We start from the raw sequence: 14,772 nt of genomic DNA, 5'->3' as shown, positions 1-14,772 counted from the left end.
CCCGGGACACAGGAAGAACACAAGACGTCATGAGGACGAGGATGAGTGCAACAAGACTGATCGCAGCCCTGGCCATGGTGCTGCTCAGTGCCTGCAGCAAGGACACGCCGAGCGAGCCAGCCCCCGAGGCGGCGCCCGCCACGGGGGTCACCCTGTACTTCAGCGCCGCCGCCGGGCTCAACCCCGGTGCCGGCGGCATGCCCGCGCCGGTACGGGTGCGCATCTACGAGCTGAAGAACAGCGCCGCCTTCGCCCGCGCCGACTATTTCGCCTTGGCCGAACGCGCCCAGGCCACCTTGGCCGCCGACCTGATCGACCAGGACGAAGTCCTGCTCCAGCCCGGCGAGCAGCTGCGCCTGGAGCGCCCGCTCGACCCGGCCACGCGCCAGATCGGCCTGGTGGTTGGTTACCGCGAGGTCGATCGCGCCCAGTGGCGCAGCGTGCTGCCGGTACCGCCCCGTGACTATCAGATCAGCCTCGATGTGCGCGCCGTGCGCAGCGCCGTGGCCGCCCCACAACCTGAGCCTGCCCGCTAGGCAATCGGAGAAAGCATGTCCTGGAACAATCGCGTGGTCTGGTCGGAAGGGATGTTCATCACCACCCAGCACTTCCAGCAGCACGACCGCTACCTGGAAAACTTCGTCGATGCCCGCAGTCGGCCGCTCAGCGCCGCCGCCTGGGGGTTTTCCGAACTGCTGATCGATCAGGGCCTGCTGGCCCAAGGCAAGCTGGCGATCCTCAGCGCCCGTGGCCTGCTGCCGGATGGCACGCCGTTCGATATTCCCCGTGACGACCTGCCGCCCGCGCCGCTGGAGATTCCCGACGACCTGCGCAACGGTGTGATCCACCTCGGCCTGCCGCTCAAGCGTGCCGGCGCCCGCGATACCGTCGACGATGGCGAGGTGCCTGACGGCGCGCGCTACGTCAGCCGTGTCAGCGAAGTGCGCGACGACAACGCCCCGTTCGAGAACCGCGCGCCGCTTGCCCTGGGCAGCCGTGCACTGCGCCTGCTGCGCGCCGAGGATGGCTTGAGCGACTATGCCGCGCTGGGCGTGGTGCGTATCCGCGAGAAACGTGCCGACCGCGCACTGGTGCTGGATGACAGCTACATCCCGCCACTGCTTGACGTGGCCGCCAGCAACCCGCTCTCAGGCTTTCGTGGCGAGCTGCTGGGCTTGCTGCACCAGCGCGGCGAAGCCCTGGCCGGGCGCGTGGTCGCCTCGGCCAATGGCGGCGCCTCGGAGATCGCCGACTTCATGCTGCTGCAATTGGTCAACCGCGCCCAGCCACTGGTCGAGCACCTCAACCAGCTGACGCCGCTGCACCCCGAGCGGCTGTACAGCGAGCTGGTGGCTTTGGCCGGCGAGTTCGCCACCTTCACCCGCGATGGCCGCCGTCCGGACAGCTACCCGGTGTACCAGCACGACGACCTGGCGGCGACCTTTGCCCCGGTAATGGCCGCGCTGCGCGAGGCGCTGTCGATGCTGATCGACAGCAAGGCCGTGGCCATCCCACTGGTCGAGAAGGCCTACGGCATCCACGTCGGCATGCTCGCCGACCGCAGCCTGCTCGACAGCGCCAGCTTCATCCTGGTGGTGCGCGCCGACGTGCCCAGCGAAACCCTGCGCAGCCGCTTTGGCCAACAGAGCAAGATCGGCGCGGTGGAGCACATCCGCGACCTGGTCAACCTGCAACTGCCGGGCATCGGCCTGCTGCCGCTGCCGGTGGCGCCACGGCAGATTCCGTTCCATGCCGGTTCCACCTACTTCGAGCTCGACCGGGGCAGCGAACACTGGAAGCAGCTGCAGCATTCCGGTGGTTTTGCCTTCTACGTCGCCGGCGAGTTCCCCGGCCTGAACCTGGCCTTCTGGGCCATTCGAGGATAAGCCGCGATGCAATCGGACGATCCGCTCGCCAACGACCGCACCCAGTTCATGCCGCGCCCCGGTGGCCGTGGCCCGCAACCGGCCGCGCCGGGGCCTGCGCAAGCTGCGCCGCCGCCACCCCTGAACGTGCCGGCCGAACCGCTGGCGCCTGGGCAGGCGGCGGGCCTGAACCCGCTGGAGCAAGCGGCCGGTCCATTGCTGGCGCTGCTCACGCGCCTGCGCAACACCATCGCCCATCCGGCCCCGGCCAGTCTGCGTGCGCAACTGCTGGCCTACCTGCGCCAGTTCGAGGAGCGCGCCGAGGCCGCCGGGGTGCCGCGCAACGAGGTGCTGCTGGCGCGCTATGCCTTGTGCACCGCGCTCGACGAGGCGGTGCTGAGCACGCCCTGGGGCAGCGCCAGCGACTGGGGCAAGCAGAGCCTGCTGATCACCGTGCACAACGAGGCCTGGGGCGGCGAGAAGGTGTTCCAGCTGATGGAACATTGCCTGCAGAGCCCGCGTGAACGCCTGCATCTGCTGGAGTTGCTGTACCTGTGCACCAGCCTCGGCTTCGAAGGCCGCTACCGGGTGATGAACGGTGGCCGCGCCCAGCTCGAGGCCCTGCGCGAGCGCACTGCCGCGACTATCCGCAGCGCCCGTGGCGAGTTCGAGCGCGAGCTGTCGCCGCACTGGCGCGGTGTCACCGTGGCCCGCGATCGCCTGGCGCAGTTCGTGCCGCCCTGGGTCGGCCTGGCGGTGGCCCTGGCGTTGCTGCTGCTGGTGCTGTTCGGCCTGCGCCTGAAGCTGGCGGCCGACGCCGAGCCGGTGTTCCGCGGCATTCATGCCCTGGGCGAGATCCCGGTGCAGGCCATGGATCGTCCGGTGGTGCAGCCCAAGCCCGTGGAGCGTCCGCGCCTGGCCGGTTTCCTTGCCGAAGACATCAAGGCCGGGCGGGTCGCCGTGCAGGACGCGGTGGACCGTTCGGTGGTGACCATCCGTGGCGACGAACTGTTCGCCTCGGCCAGCGCCAGCATCAAGGGCGACTTCGAGCCGTTGATGCTGCGCATCGCCGAAGCCGTGGCGAAAGTGAAAGGCAACGTGAAAGTCACCGGCCACAGCGACAACCAGCGCATCGCCACGCTGCGCTTCCCGTCCAACTGGGCGTTGTCCCAGGCCCGCGCCGAAGAGGTGAAGAACCTCCTCGCCGCCCGCACCGGCCAGCCCGAGCGCTTTACCGCGCAGGGCCTGAGCGACACCGAACCGCTGGCGTCGAACGACAGCGCGCAAGGCCGGGCGAAGAATCGCCGGGTTGAAATCACCGTTCTGGCGGAGGGCGTCGAGTGAAGGCGTTTTTCAGTTTTGTCATTCGCTGGGTGATTCCGCTGCTGGGCCTGCTGGCCCTGAGCCTGATCATCTGGTTCCTCGGCCCGTTGCTGGACATGCTGGTGCCTGCCGCTCCGCGCCTGGTGCTGATCGGCCTGTTGTTCACGGTGTGGATCGCCTACCGCGTGTGGCGCATCGTCCAGGCCCGCCGTCAGGCGGCCAAGGTCATGCAGAGCCTGGCTGCGGAGACCGCGCCGGACCCCGCCAGCGTGGCCACCGCCGAAGAACTGGCGACCCTGCGCCAGCGCATGGACGAAGCCCTGGTGCTGCTGAAGAAGGCACGCCTGGGCGGCGACGAGCGACGCAACCTGTATGAACTGCCGTGGTACGTGATCATCGGCCCGCCCGGATCGGGCAAGACCACTGCGTTGGTCAATTCCGGCCTGCACTTCCCGCTGGCGGCGCAGCTGGGCGAAGGCGCCATCCGTGGTGTTGGCGGGACGCGCAACTGCGACTGGTGGTTCACCGACCAGGCCGTGCTGCTGGACACCGCCGGCCGCTACACCACCCAGGACAGCCATGCCCAGGTGGACAAGGCGGCCTGGCTGGGCTTCCTCGACCTGCTCAAGAGCCAACGCTCACGCCGCCCCATCGACGGCGCGTTCATCGCCATCAGCCTGTCCGACCTGCTGCTGGGCAGCGACGCCGAGCGCGCCGCCCATGCGGCGGCGATCCGTACCCGCATCCAGGAACTGTACAGCCAGCTGGGCGTGCGCTTCCCGATCTACCTGATGCTGACCAAGCTAGACCTGGTGCCGGGGTTCATGGAGTTCTTCGACACCCTGAGCAAGGAGGAGCGCGCCCAGGTGTGGGGCATGACCTTCCCGCTCGACGATGGCCAGCAGGGCGACGGACCGCTGGCGCAGTTCGGCAATGAATTCGCCTTGCTGGAGCAGCGCCTGAACCAACGCCTGGTCGAGCGCCTGCAGCAGGAGCGCGATCCGGCGCGGCGCGACCTGGTCTACGGCTTCGTCCAGCAGTTCGCCGCCTTGCGCGGCAACCTGAAAACCTTCCTCGACGGCATCTTCAAACCCAACGCCTTCGAAGAGCGCGCCCTGCTGCGCGGTGTGTACTTCACCAGCGGTACCCAGGAAGGCAGCCCCATCGACCGCCTGATCGGCAGCATGGCCCAGAGCATGGGCCTGGACCGTGCCCACCTGGCGCGACAGAACGGCACCGGGCGCAGCTACTTCATCGAGAAGCTGTTCAGCGCCGTGGCCTTCGCCGAGCGCGGCCTGGTCGGCAGCAACCCGAAGGTCGAGCAGCGGCGCAAGTGGATCGCCCGTGGCGCCCTGGCCCTGAGCGTGGCCCTGGTGCTGGTGGTCGGTACCCTGTGGACCCTGAGCTACCGCGCCAACCAGCAATACATTGCCGAGGTCGACAGCCGCCTCAAACCACTGGGCAAGAGCGTGCAGGAGCTGAGCCCGGCGCAGCGCAACGTGGTCGAAGTGCTGCCGCTGCTCAATGGCGTGCGCCGCCTGGCCGAAGATCCGCCCGGCTGGGCCGAGGGCCTGGGATTGTACCAGGGCGACATGCTCGAAGGCGAGTCGGACAGCGTCTACCGCAAGCTGCTGATCGCCATCTTCGCCCCGCGCCTGGTCACCCGCATCGAGGAGCAGCTGTACGGCGGTGGTCCGTCCGACTACCTCTACGAGGGGCTCAAGGCCTACCTGATGCTGGCCGACGGCGAACACTACGATGCCGAGTTCATCAAGGCCTGGGTCACCCTGGACTGGGAGCGCAGCCTGCCGCGCGACCTGGCGCCGGACCTGCGCCAGGCCCTGGAGCAGCACCTGGCGGCGCTGTTCGACAAGCGTCCGCCGAACGCCCGCCTGGACCAGCGCCTGATCGACGACACCCGTCGCCAGCTGCAGCAACTGCCGGTGGCCCAACGGGTCTACGACCGGGTCAAGCGCCAGAAGCTGCCCGCCGGGGTCAGCGACTTCCGGGTCAGCGATGCCGCCGGGCGTGACGCCGCGCTGGTGTTCCGCTTCAAGGACGGCAAGCCATTGAGCGAGCCGCTGCCGGGTATCTTCACCGTCGAGGGTTACCGCAAGGCCTTCCTCGCCGCCAGCCTGGCCCACAGCGAGACCCTGGCCGAGGAGCGCTGGGTGCTGGGCCGCGAGGCCAGCGAGTCGGCCGATGCCAAGCGCCTGGCCGACGATGTGCTGCAGCTGTACTACCAGGACTACATCCGCCATTGGGATGCCTTGCTGGCCGACCTGGACTTCGTGCCGATCACCAGTGTCGGCCAGGCCGCCGATGTGCTGCGGGTGCTGTCCGGGCCGACATCGCCGATGAAGAAGCTGCTGCAGGCGGTCGCCAAGGAGACCAACCTGGCTCAGCCGACCACCCTCGACAAGGTCCAGGCCAAAGCCGAGCAGGCCGGTGTCGATCAACTGCGCCAACGCTTGGGCGGCCTGCTCGGCGATGCGCCGCTGCCCAGCGACAACCCGGCCGCCCGTGAGGTGGACCCGGTCACCGCGCACTTCGCCGAGCTGGCCGGCCTGGTGGAAACCGGCGAAGGCCAGCCTGCGGCCATCGATGGCCTGCTTACCGACCTCAACGCCCTGTACGTGCAGGTCAGCGCCATGGTCGGCGCCAGCGGCGACGCGCTGCTGGGCGAGGCCAAGAACCAGGCCCAGGCCGCGGCGCAGCGTGTTGCCCTGGGGGCCGCGCGTCAGCCGAAGGTGGTGCAGAACCTGGTGAGCTCGGTGCTTGGCTCGACCCACAACCTGGTCATGGGTGGGGTGCGCAACCAGCTCAACGCCGCCTGGACCAGCGAAGTGGTCAATGTCTACCGTCAGTCCCTCAGCGGCCGCTACCCGTTGGTGGCCGGCAGTTCGCGGGATGCGACCCTGGAAGACTTCGGCCTGTTCTTCGGCGTCGGCGGGGTCATGGACAACTACTTCCGCAAGTACCTGCAACCCTACGTCAACACGTCGAGCACGCCCTGGAGCTGGCAGCCCGGCGCGGCGCAGAAGCTGGGGATCAACAGCAACGTGCTGTACACCTTCCAGCGCGCGGCGAGCATCCGCGACGCGTTCTTCCGCAACAGCAACGGCGTGCAGCCGGGGGTGCGCTTCGAGCTCAAGCCGGTGGCGATGGACGCGACCATCACCCAGTTCCTGCTCGACCTCGACGGCCAGCAGGTGAGCTACGACCACGGCCCGAGCCGGCCGGTGGCGTTGCAGTGGCCGAACCCCAACAGCATCGGCGTGGTGCGCCTGTCGATCTCGCCACCGTCGGCCTCCGGCCGTTCGGGGCTGACCGTGGAAGGGCCGTGGGCCTGGTTCCGCCTGCTTGACCAGTCCGACCTGGTGGCCGGCGGCTCGCCGGAGCGCTTCAACCTGCGCCTGCGCGTCGACGGCGCCAGCGTGTCCTACGAGCTGCGTGCCAGCAGCGCCTTCAACCCGTTCCGCAGCCGAGTGCTCAGCGGTTTCAGCCTGCCGGAGCATCTGTGAACGACGTGGGTTTCTACGGAAAGCTGGCCTGGCGCGGCGACTTTGTCAGCCGCGGCCTGCCGCACGGTTTCATCCAGCCCTGGGACCAGTGGCTGGCGGCGGGGATCCAGGCGAGCCAGCAGGCCCTGGGCGAGCGCTGGCTCGAGGCCTATCTGGTGAGCCCCTTGTGGCGTTTCGCCCTGGCGCCGGGGCTTTGCGGGCCCGAGGGGGTGGTCGGGGTGCTGATGCCGAGCATCGACCGGGTGGGGCGGTACTTCCCGCTGACCGTGGCCCAGGTGCTGGAGCCGGGGGAGCCGCTGGCGCCTGTGGTGGCCGGGGCCGAGGAATGGTTCGAGGCGGTCGAGGAAACCTTGCTGGCGACGCTTGAGCCGGGTGCCGTCTTCGAGGCGTTCGAGGCCGCTTTGCAGCCGTTTCGCTTCGCGAGGCCGCTTGTGCAAGAACCGCGTGTGACGGTGGGCGGGTTGCAGCGGTTGGATGCGACCACGCCGCAGGGGCGCGCACTGGCCTTGGCCGAATGCGCCTGCGAAGGCATGAGCCTTTGGTGGGGCAAGGGTTCCGAACGGATCGCCCCGGGGTTGATGCGCTGCGCGGGCTTGCCGCGCAGCGAGGATTTCGCCGGTTTTCTATTGGGTAGCGAGGCGCGGATCGGATGACCGGCATGCAGTACACAGCGGCCAGCTACAGCCATGTCGGCATGGTGCGCAAGATCAACGAGGACGCCTGCCTGGAGTTGACCTGGGCAGGCCTGTGGGCGGTGGCCGACGGCATGGGCGGCCATGCGGCGGGCGATTATGTCAGCAGCCTGGCCATGGACAGCCTGCGCAGCTTGCCGATGCTCGACTCGCTCGACGACTTCAGCGGCGAGGTGCGCGACGGCCTGGCCTGGGTCAACGGCATCGTGCGCGAGGAAACCGTGCGCCGTGGCGTGGCGATGATGGGCAGCACGGTGGTGGTGCTGGCGGCGCGTGGCGACCAGGCGATTGGCCTGTGGGCCGGCGACAGCCGCCTGTACCGCCTGCGCGACGGCCGCATCGAGCGCCTGAGCCACGACCACAGCTATGTCCAGGAGCTGCAGGACAGCGGCCTGCTCAACGAAGCCGAAGCCCGTGTGCACCCTCGCGGCAATATCGTCACCCGCGCCATCGGCGTCGAGGACCACCTCGAGCTGCAGGCCGTTGCCTTGCAGGTGCAGCCCGGCGACACCTACCTGCTGTGCAGCGACGGCCTGAACAAAACCGCCGAGGACCACGAGATCGCCGAGGTGCTCGGCCACGCCGACCCTTATGAGGTAGTGCGCAGTCTCGTACACCTGGGGCTGACCCGTGGCGCCCCCGACAACATCACCGCCGTCGTCGTGAAGGCCAGCTGAAGACACCATGGACATGCAGATTCCCGGATTCGACATCGACAGCGAGCTTGGCCAGGGCGCCATGGCCAGCGTGTACCTCGCCACCCAGCGCTCCCTGGAGCGCAAGGTGGCGCTGAAGATCATGGCGGCGAGCCTGGCCGCCGACCCGACCTTCTGCGAGCGCTTCCTGCGCGAGGGCCGAACCCTGGCGCGGCTGGCGCACCCGAACATCGCCACCATCCACGACATCGGCAACGTCGGCGAGCTGTACTACATGGCCATGGAGTACCTGCCCAGCGGCACGCTGAAGGAGCGGATCGCCGCGGGGCTGACGCCCGAGCAGGGCCTCGTCTACGTGCGCCAGATCGCCCAGGCGTTGGGTTATGCCCACGCCCAGGGCCTGGTGCACCGCGACGTCAAGCCCGCCAACATCCTGTTCCGCGCCGATGGCACCGCGGTGCTATCGGACTTCGGCATCGCCAAGTCGCTGGATGACCGCACCCAGTTCACCCAGGCCGGTTTCGCCGTCGGCACGCCGAGCTACATGAGCCCGGAACAGGCGCGCGGCATGGACATCGACGGGCGCGCCGACCTGTATGCACTGGGTGTGGTGCTGTACGAAATCCTCGTCGGCAAGCTGCCGTACACCGGCACCGATGCGCTGTCCACGGCGCTGGCGCACCTGACCGAGCCGCTGCCGGAACTGCCCATCGAACATGGCCGCTACCAGGACATCCTGCGCGGTCTGCTGGCCAAGGATCCCAGCGAGCGCTTCGCCGACGCGGCGGCGTTGCTGGCCGCGCTGGATCGCCTGACGGTCCAGGCGCCGGTCGAGGAAAACGACAGCACCCTGGTCCGTCCGCTGCCGATCCCGCCACCAGCCATCCCGCAGCCGGTGTCCATTAATATTCCGCAAGCCGTTGCCGCTCCCGTGAGCGAGCCTGCCCGGCGGTCCGAACCCAAGCCAGCGCCCGCTGTGAAGCCCGCCTCGAACAAGCCGGCCAAGGCCGTGCTGGCGGTGGCGATCGCGGCGGCGCTGGGGCTGGGCGGCGCGTTCTTCTGGTTGCTCGGTGGCAATGACGCGCCCGCGCCTGAAACGCCGGTGGTGCAGGCGCCCGCCGACAGCGTGGCCCCCACCGAACCCAAAGTCACACCGGTGGCCGCCTCGGACGACGGTCGTCCACTGCTGATGCCCGGCAAGAAGACCCTGTTCCAGCGTGTGCTGACCAAGCCTGATGCCCAGCTGGTGACCCAGCCTGGCGATGCCTCGGGCGAGACACTGCCAGCTTTCTCCGTGCTCTATGTCTACCAGCGCAAGGACGTCGGCGGCCAGGCCTGGGTCCAGGTCGGCGCCGCCAGCGACGGCCAGCGCGAGGGTTGGCTGCCGGCTGCGCAGACCAGCGACTGGAAACAGAGCCTGGTGCTCAAGTTCACCGAACGCTCGGGCCGCTCGCCGGTGATGTTCATGCGCCAGGTGGACGATGTGCAGCATCTGCTCGACGACACCCCGCTGGCTCGCGACAGCCTGCTCAAGGCGCAGAACAACCCCGACCAGGTGCCCCAGGTGATGGCCCTGGAACCGGCGGCCAGCGCCGTGCCGCAGAACCAGTTCTACCTGATGCCAATCTTCGACTACCGCGAAAGCTTCGACGCCGGCGGCCAGCCGGTGCAACTGCTTAACATCGCCTCCATCGACCCCGGTGCCAGCGCCCGCGACAGCGCGCCCAAGGCGGCCGGCGTCGCGGCGGTCGGCGACAACAGCTTCCGTACCGGCATCGTCCTGGTGGTGGACACTTCGGTGTCCATGCAGCCGTACATCGATCGGGTGCGCCAGGTGGTCAGCGAGCTGCAACAGCAACTGGCGGCCCGTGGCGAGCTGGACAGCGTCAGCTTCGGCTTGGTCGGCTTTCGCAACAGCGTCAAGCGCACCCCGGGCCTGGAGTACCTGAGCAAGACCCTGGTCAGCCTGGAGCAGGGCCGCGATCCGGCGCGTTTCCTCAAGGCCGCCTCGCAGGTCAAGGCCACCAGCGTCTCCAGCCACTCGTTCAACGAGGACGCCTTCGCCGGCGTGATGCAGGCGGTCGAGGGCATGGACTGGTCCGGCTACGGCGGGCGTCTGATCCTGCTGGTCAGCGATGCCGGCGCGCTGCGCAAGAACGACCCGTTCAGCAGCACCCAGATGAACGAAGCCGAAGTGCGCCAGGCCGCCCTGAGCAAGCAGATCAAGATCTACGCCCTGCACCTGCGCACCCCCGCCGGGCTCAAGAACCACGGCGCGGCCGAGACCCAGTACCGTGTGCTCACCGCCGACAGCAACCCGCAGATCGGCGACCTCTACGTCAGCGTGCCGGGCGGTGAAGTCGGTGCCTTCGGCGACCGCGTGCGCGAGATCGGCTCGACCTTTGCCGACCTGGTGCACCAGGTGCGCAACCAGCAACCGCAACCCGTGCCGCTGCTGACCTCGGCCTCGAGCCTGGCGGCCAAGTCGCAGGCCATCGGCTACGCCATGCACATGGACTTCCTTGGCCGCCACGGCGCCAGCCAGGCGCCGCAACTGGTCAGCGCCTGGACCGCCGACCGCGACCTGACCAACCCGATGCTGCCGACCCTGCAGGTGTGCGTGATGCTGACCAAGCTGCAGCTCAACGACTTGCAGCAGTCGCTCAAGCTGATCGTCGATGCCGCGCGCAAGACCCGCAGCTCGCCGGGCGACTTCTTCAACGAAATTGCCAGCGCCAGTGCCTACATGAGCCGCGACCCCGGCGCGTTGCGCAAGGGCGCCAACCTGGCCCAGGGCGGCGTGCTCGGCGAATACCTCGATGGCCTGCCGTACCGCAGCAAGTCCCTGAGCATGACCCAGGACCTGTGGCTGTCGCTGTCGGTTGCCGAGCAGGAAGACTTCATCGACGAGCTGGACTCGAAGATCCGCCTGTACGAAACCTTCCACAACGACATGGCCAACTGGGTGCGCTTCGGCAAGGCCGAGCCGGGCGACGCCCTGTACCGTGTCCCGCTGTCGACGCTGCCGTGATGATCCGCCTGGACTCGGTGCGCAAGACACGCGGGCAGAGTGCCCAGCGTTACAGCCTGGAGATCGACCGGTTGCACCTTGCGGCGGGCGAGCGGGTGGCGCTGGTCGGGCCCAGCGGCTGCGGCAAGAGCACCTTGCTCGACCTGCTGGCGCTGGTGCTGGCGCCGGATGCGGCGCAGGGCTTCGCCCTGGGCGGCGAGGATGTCGCCGGGCTGTGGCGTGCCCGGCAGCTCGACCGCCTGGCCAGCTGGCGCAGCCGTCACCTGGGCTATGTGCTGCAGGCCGGTGGGTTGCTGGGTTTTCTCGATGTGCGCGGCAATATCCGCCTGCCACGCCAGTTGCTGGGGCTCGGCGATGACGGCAGCGTCGAGCGTCTGGCCGAAGCGCTGGATGTGCACGACCAGCTGGGCAAGAAGCCCGCGACCCTGTCCATCGGCCAGCGGCAGCGGGTCAGCTGTGCCCGTGCGTTGGCCCATGGCCCGACGCTGTTGCTGGCCGACGAACCGACCGCCGCGCTCGACCCGGTCAACGCCGAGCGGGTGATGCAATTGCTGTTGCGCGAGGCCGAGGCGCGCCAGGTGACCTGCGTGGTCGCCACCCATGACGAAGCCCTGGCCCGCCAGGCCGGGCTGACGGTGCTGCGCATGGCCTGCCGGCGCGACGCCGACGGCGGCGTCACGGCGAGCCTGGAGAGGGCCGCCTGATGCGCCCGCTGCTGATCGCCGGGCTGGCCTGGCAGGACTACCGCAACGATGCGCGTCTGTCGGCGTGCGCCGTGCTCGCGCTGGTAGCGGTGATCGCGCCGTTGCTGGTGCTGTTCGGGCTGAAGTTCGGACTGGTCGGCAGCCTGACCGAGCGCCTGCAGCGCGACCCGGGTGTGCGCGAGATCATTCCCCTGGGCGGTGGGCGCTTTCGCGCCGAGTTCATCGAGGAACTGGCCCAGCACCCGCGAGTGGCCTTTGCCATCCCGCGCACCCGGCAGATCGCTGCCACCGCCGAGCTGTTGCTGCCAGCCCATGGACGTGGCCTGACAGTGGAGATGCTGCCCACTGCCGAGGGCGACCCCTTGCTGGCGCAGGTCGCTCCCCCGGATGGCCTGCAACAGGTGGTGCTGAGCTTTACCGCTGCGGAAAAACTCGGTGCCAGGGCCGGGGACGAACTGCAGGCCAGCTTCAGCCGCCAGCAGGCCGGGCAGATGCAATGGCGACGCACGCGCCTGCAGGTCAGCAGCGTGCTGCCTCTGGCAGCGTTCGAGCGCGATGGCCTGTTTGCTTCGCTGCAACTGCTAGAAGCCGTCGAGGATTACCGCGATGGCCGCGCCGTGGCTGCGCTGGGCTGGCAGGGGGAGGCGCAAGGCAGCGCGGCGCAGCGGGTGTACCCGGCCTTCCGCCTGTATGCCCGCGAACTGAGCGATGTCGAGCCGCTGCGCCAGTTCTTCGTCGAACGCAAGCTGCTGGTCTCGACCCAGGCCGCGCAGATCGCCCAGGTGCAATCGCTCAGCCGCAATCTCGACCTGGTGTTCTGGATCATCGCCAGCCTGGCTGTGGCCGGCGCCGTAGCGGCCATCGCCGCAGGCGCAGTCGCGGCGGTCGAGCGCAAGCAGCGCGAGCTGGCAGTGCTGCGTCTGCTGGGCTTCGGCACTGCTGCGCTGCTGTTGTTCGTGGTGCTCCAGGCGCTCTACAGCGGGCTGCTGGCCGCCGCCGTGGCAGGGCTGTTGTACCTGCTCGCCGAACACGGCCTGAACCGACTTTTCATGCAGGTGCCCGGCGAGTTCGCCAGCCACCTGCTGCCCATGCACTACCTCGTTGCGTTGTGTGCCGTGCTGCTGGCCAGCACCGCCGCCGCCGCCCTGGGCGGCTGGCGGGTGGCGCGCATCGAGGCTTGCCAAGGAATACGTGATGTCTGATCGCCGCCTCGGGGCTGCCGCCCTGCTCCTGACCGCTTTGAGCCTGGGCGCCTGTTCCCCGGCCGATGGCGACGACAAGGCCAAGCCAGTTGCCCAGGCGCAGCCGGGGACTGAAAGCAAGTTCGACAACCCCAAGCCGTTGCCGGGCGATGTCAGCCTGCCGCTGCCCTGTGGCGGTGAGCTGGTGCTGCGCAGTGTCTATGTGCTGGCCCAGGGCAGCCTCGACGACCGCGAGGTCAACCTCGGCTACCCGTTCAGCGAAGGCGAGGCCGGCTACAAGCAGTCGTTCATCTCCGGTTACCGGCGCGACTTCATCAATGGCCAGTTCAGCCTGCAGGACCTGGCGCCACAGTGGCAGAAGGCCGTCGGCCCGAGCCTGCCCAAGGTCGAGAAAGGCAGCCCGCTCACGCCGATGATGTACTTCATCGGCAAGTACGAAGTGACCGCCCGCCAATACGCCCAGGTGATGGCCCAGGCGCCGTCGCTGGCCGGCGGCGACGCGGCACCGGCCTGCGAGGCGAACAACGACGCGGCGGGGCGCCTGCCCAAGGTAAAACTGTCGCGCTTCGAGGCCGAACGCTTCGCCGCCGTCTACAGCGCCTGGCTGATGAAGCACCACCGCGACCTGCTGCCGGTCAGCGGCCGAGGCAGCAAGGCCGAGGATGGTGGCGTGGGCTTCGTGCGCCTGCCCACCGAGGTGGAATGGGAGTTCGCCGCCCGTGGCGGTTCGGCGGTCAGCCGCCAGGAGCTGGAAGGGCGGTTGTTCCCGCGTAAGGTCGAAGGCGCCGACAGCGAAGGGCCGCTGGGCGACTTCGCGGTGTTCAACCAGGTCGCCGGTGGTACCGGGCAGGCGGCGCGGCTGATGCCGATCGGCACCAAACAACCCAATCCGCTGGGCTTGTTCGACGTGATCGGCAACGCCGCCGAGATGGTCCAGGAGTCGTTCCAGCTGGTCAACGCCGGGCGCCTGCAGGGCGCCTACGGCGGCTTCGTGGTCAAGGGCGGCAACTACCTAGAAGGCGAGGGCACCTTGTTCACCGGCATGCGCCGCGAGTACCCGCTGTTCGGCGTAGACGGCACCGAGCAGCGCAACGAGACCACTGGTTTGCGCGTGGCCATCGGCGCCTTGTCGGCGCCGCGCTCGCGTTACCAGGAGCTGTTCGAGCAGTGGCAGAAGGAAGGTCGCCTGGCCGGCCTGACCGACGACATCGACGCCGCCCAGGACCCGACCAAGCGCCTGGACAGCATCATCGCCGCCGCCACCGACCCGCGCCAGCAGGCTGAGCTGGGGCTGGTCAACGAAGAGCTCAAGCGCAACGTGTCGTTGATCGCCCGCCAGCGCGAGGAAGCGGCCGGCAACCTGATCCAGTCCGCCGCCCTGGTGGCCGAAACCGTCAACAACTACAACATCCGCCTGACCAACCTGCAGAACACCCAGGCCAAGGCCGAGGCTTCCGGCGACCAGACCAGCGCGCGCATGTACGGCGCCGCCATCGCCAATGGCCGCGCCGCCCTCGACGGCGCCGTGGCGATCTACATCGACAACCTGGCCAGTGGCACGCGCTACACCGACGCGGTGATCCAGGCGCAGTTCCAGCGGGTCAAGGAAGAGCTCAATCGCAAGCCGGTGCTGGGCAACAGCCTGGTCACCCGCGCCACCCTGTTCGTCCGCCACGTCGGGGAGTACCGCCAGAACCGGCGGGCCGATCCGGCGACGATCCTCAAGGAGCTGCTGGCATCGGCCGCCCCGCGACCCTAAGGACAGCTTCGACAGA

10 protein-coding genes are annotated in these 14,772 nt (G+C 68.7%); all 10 read left to right on the top strand.

Annotated features, from left to right (window positions below):
* Positions 1 to 41: 41 nt before the first annotated feature.
* The 10 genes from tssJ to AC3WL2_RS06940 are packed head-to-tail and all read left to right on the top strand — an operon-like array spanning position 42 to position 14,756.
* The gene (tssJ, locus tag AC3WL2_RS06985; RefSeq protein WP_102683422.1) at positions 42 to 536 is read left to right on the top strand and encodes a type VI secretion system lipoprotein TssJ; all 495 of its coding nucleotides are present in this window, start codon (positions 42 to 44) and stop codon (positions 534 to 536) included.
* 15 nt (positions 537 to 551) lie between these two features.
* A complete protein-coding gene (gene tssK, locus AC3WL2_RS06980) occupies positions 552 to 1,886 on the top strand; it encodes a type VI secretion system baseplate subunit TssK (protein ID WP_102683421.1) in 1,335 nt (444 codons plus the stop codon).
* 6 nt (positions 1,887 to 1,892) lie between these two features.
* Positions 1,893 to 3,209, top strand: a complete 1,317-nt coding sequence (locus AC3WL2_RS06975) for a DotU family type VI secretion system protein (RefSeq protein WP_038707182.1) — start codon at positions 1,893 to 1,895, stop codon at positions 3,207 to 3,209.
* Positions 3,206 to 6,712 carry a type VI secretion system membrane subunit TssM gene (tssM, locus tag AC3WL2_RS06970; protein ID WP_102683420.1) on the top strand — a complete coding sequence of 1,169 codons (3,507 nt, stop codon included), beginning with the start codon at positions 3,206 to 3,208 and terminating at the stop codon, positions 6,710 to 6,712. Before AC3WL2_RS06975 ends, tssM begins: the two co-directional genes overlap by 4 nt.
* The gene (gene tagF / locus AC3WL2_RS06965) at positions 6,709 to 7,365 is read left to right on the top strand and encodes a type VI secretion system-associated protein TagF (RefSeq protein ID WP_102719664.1); all 657 of its coding nucleotides are present in this window, start codon (positions 6,709 to 6,711) and stop codon (positions 7,363 to 7,365) included. Before tssM ends, tagF begins: the two co-directional genes overlap by 4 nt.
* Complete coding sequence (locus AC3WL2_RS06960; RefSeq protein WP_102681837.1) at positions 7,362 to 8,081, top strand: PP2C family protein-serine/threonine phosphatase; 720 nt, start codon at positions 7,362 to 7,364, stop codon at positions 8,079 to 8,081. The genes tagF and AC3WL2_RS06960 overlap by 4 nt, the downstream gene beginning before the upstream one ends.
* A 7-nt stretch (positions 8,082 to 8,088) precedes the next feature.
* Positions 8,089 to 11,091, top strand: a complete 3,003-nt coding sequence (locus tag AC3WL2_RS06955; RefSeq protein WP_102681838.1) for a serine/threonine-protein kinase — start codon at positions 8,089 to 8,091, stop codon at positions 11,089 to 11,091.
* Complete coding sequence (locus tag AC3WL2_RS06950; protein ID WP_102681839.1) at positions 11,091 to 11,795, top strand: ABC transporter ATP-binding protein; 705 nt, start codon at positions 11,091 to 11,093, stop codon at positions 11,793 to 11,795. Before AC3WL2_RS06955 ends, AC3WL2_RS06950 begins: the two co-directional genes overlap by 1 nt.
* On the top strand, positions 11,795 to 12,997 hold the full coding sequence (locus AC3WL2_RS06945) for an FtsX-like permease family protein (protein WP_102681840.1): 1,203 nt from the start codon (positions 11,795 to 11,797) through the stop codon (positions 12,995 to 12,997). Before AC3WL2_RS06950 ends, AC3WL2_RS06945 begins: the two co-directional genes overlap by 1 nt.
* A complete protein-coding gene (locus tag AC3WL2_RS06940; RefSeq protein WP_102681841.1) occupies positions 12,990 to 14,756 on the top strand; it encodes a formylglycine-generating enzyme family protein in 1,767 nt (588 codons plus the stop codon). Before AC3WL2_RS06945 ends, AC3WL2_RS06940 begins: the two co-directional genes overlap by 8 nt.
* Positions 14,757 to 14,772 lie beyond the last annotated feature (16 nt).

This window comes from Pseudomonas sp. FW305-96, from assembly GCF_058783825.1.
This window is presented reverse-complemented; position numbering and strand designations above follow the sequence as displayed.

What these genes read in the sequence shown, in the direction of transcription:
- tssJ (WP_102683422.1), top strand. Translation starts at nt 42, where the DNA reads ATGAGTGCAACAAGACTGATCGCAGCCCTGGCCATGGTGCTGCTCAGT.
- tssK (WP_102683421.1), top strand. Translation starts at nt 552, where the DNA reads ATGTCCTGGAACAATCGCGTGGTCTGGTCGGAAGGGATGTTCATCACC.
- AC3WL2_RS06975 (WP_038707182.1), top strand. Translation starts at nt 1,893, where the DNA reads ATGCAATCGGACGATCCGCTCGCCAACGACCGCACCCAGTTCATGCCG.
- AC3WL2_RS06960 (WP_102681837.1), top strand. Translation starts at nt 7,362, where the DNA reads ATGACCGGCATGCAGTACACAGCGGCCAGCTACAGCCATGTCGGCATG.
- AC3WL2_RS06955 (WP_102681838.1), top strand. Translation starts at nt 8,089, where the DNA reads ATGGACATGCAGATTCCCGGATTCGACATCGACAGCGAGCTTGGCCAG.
- AC3WL2_RS06950 (WP_102681839.1), top strand. Translation starts at nt 11,091, where the DNA reads ATGATCCGCCTGGACTCGGTGCGCAAGACACGCGGGCAGAGTGCCCAG.
- AC3WL2_RS06945 (WP_102681840.1), top strand. Translation starts at nt 11,795, where the DNA reads ATGCGCCCGCTGCTGATCGCCGGGCTGGCCTGGCAGGACTACCGCAAC.
- AC3WL2_RS06940 (WP_102681841.1), top strand. Translation starts at nt 12,990, where the DNA reads ATGTCTGATCGCCGCCTCGGGGCTGCCGCCCTGCTCCTGACCGCTTTG.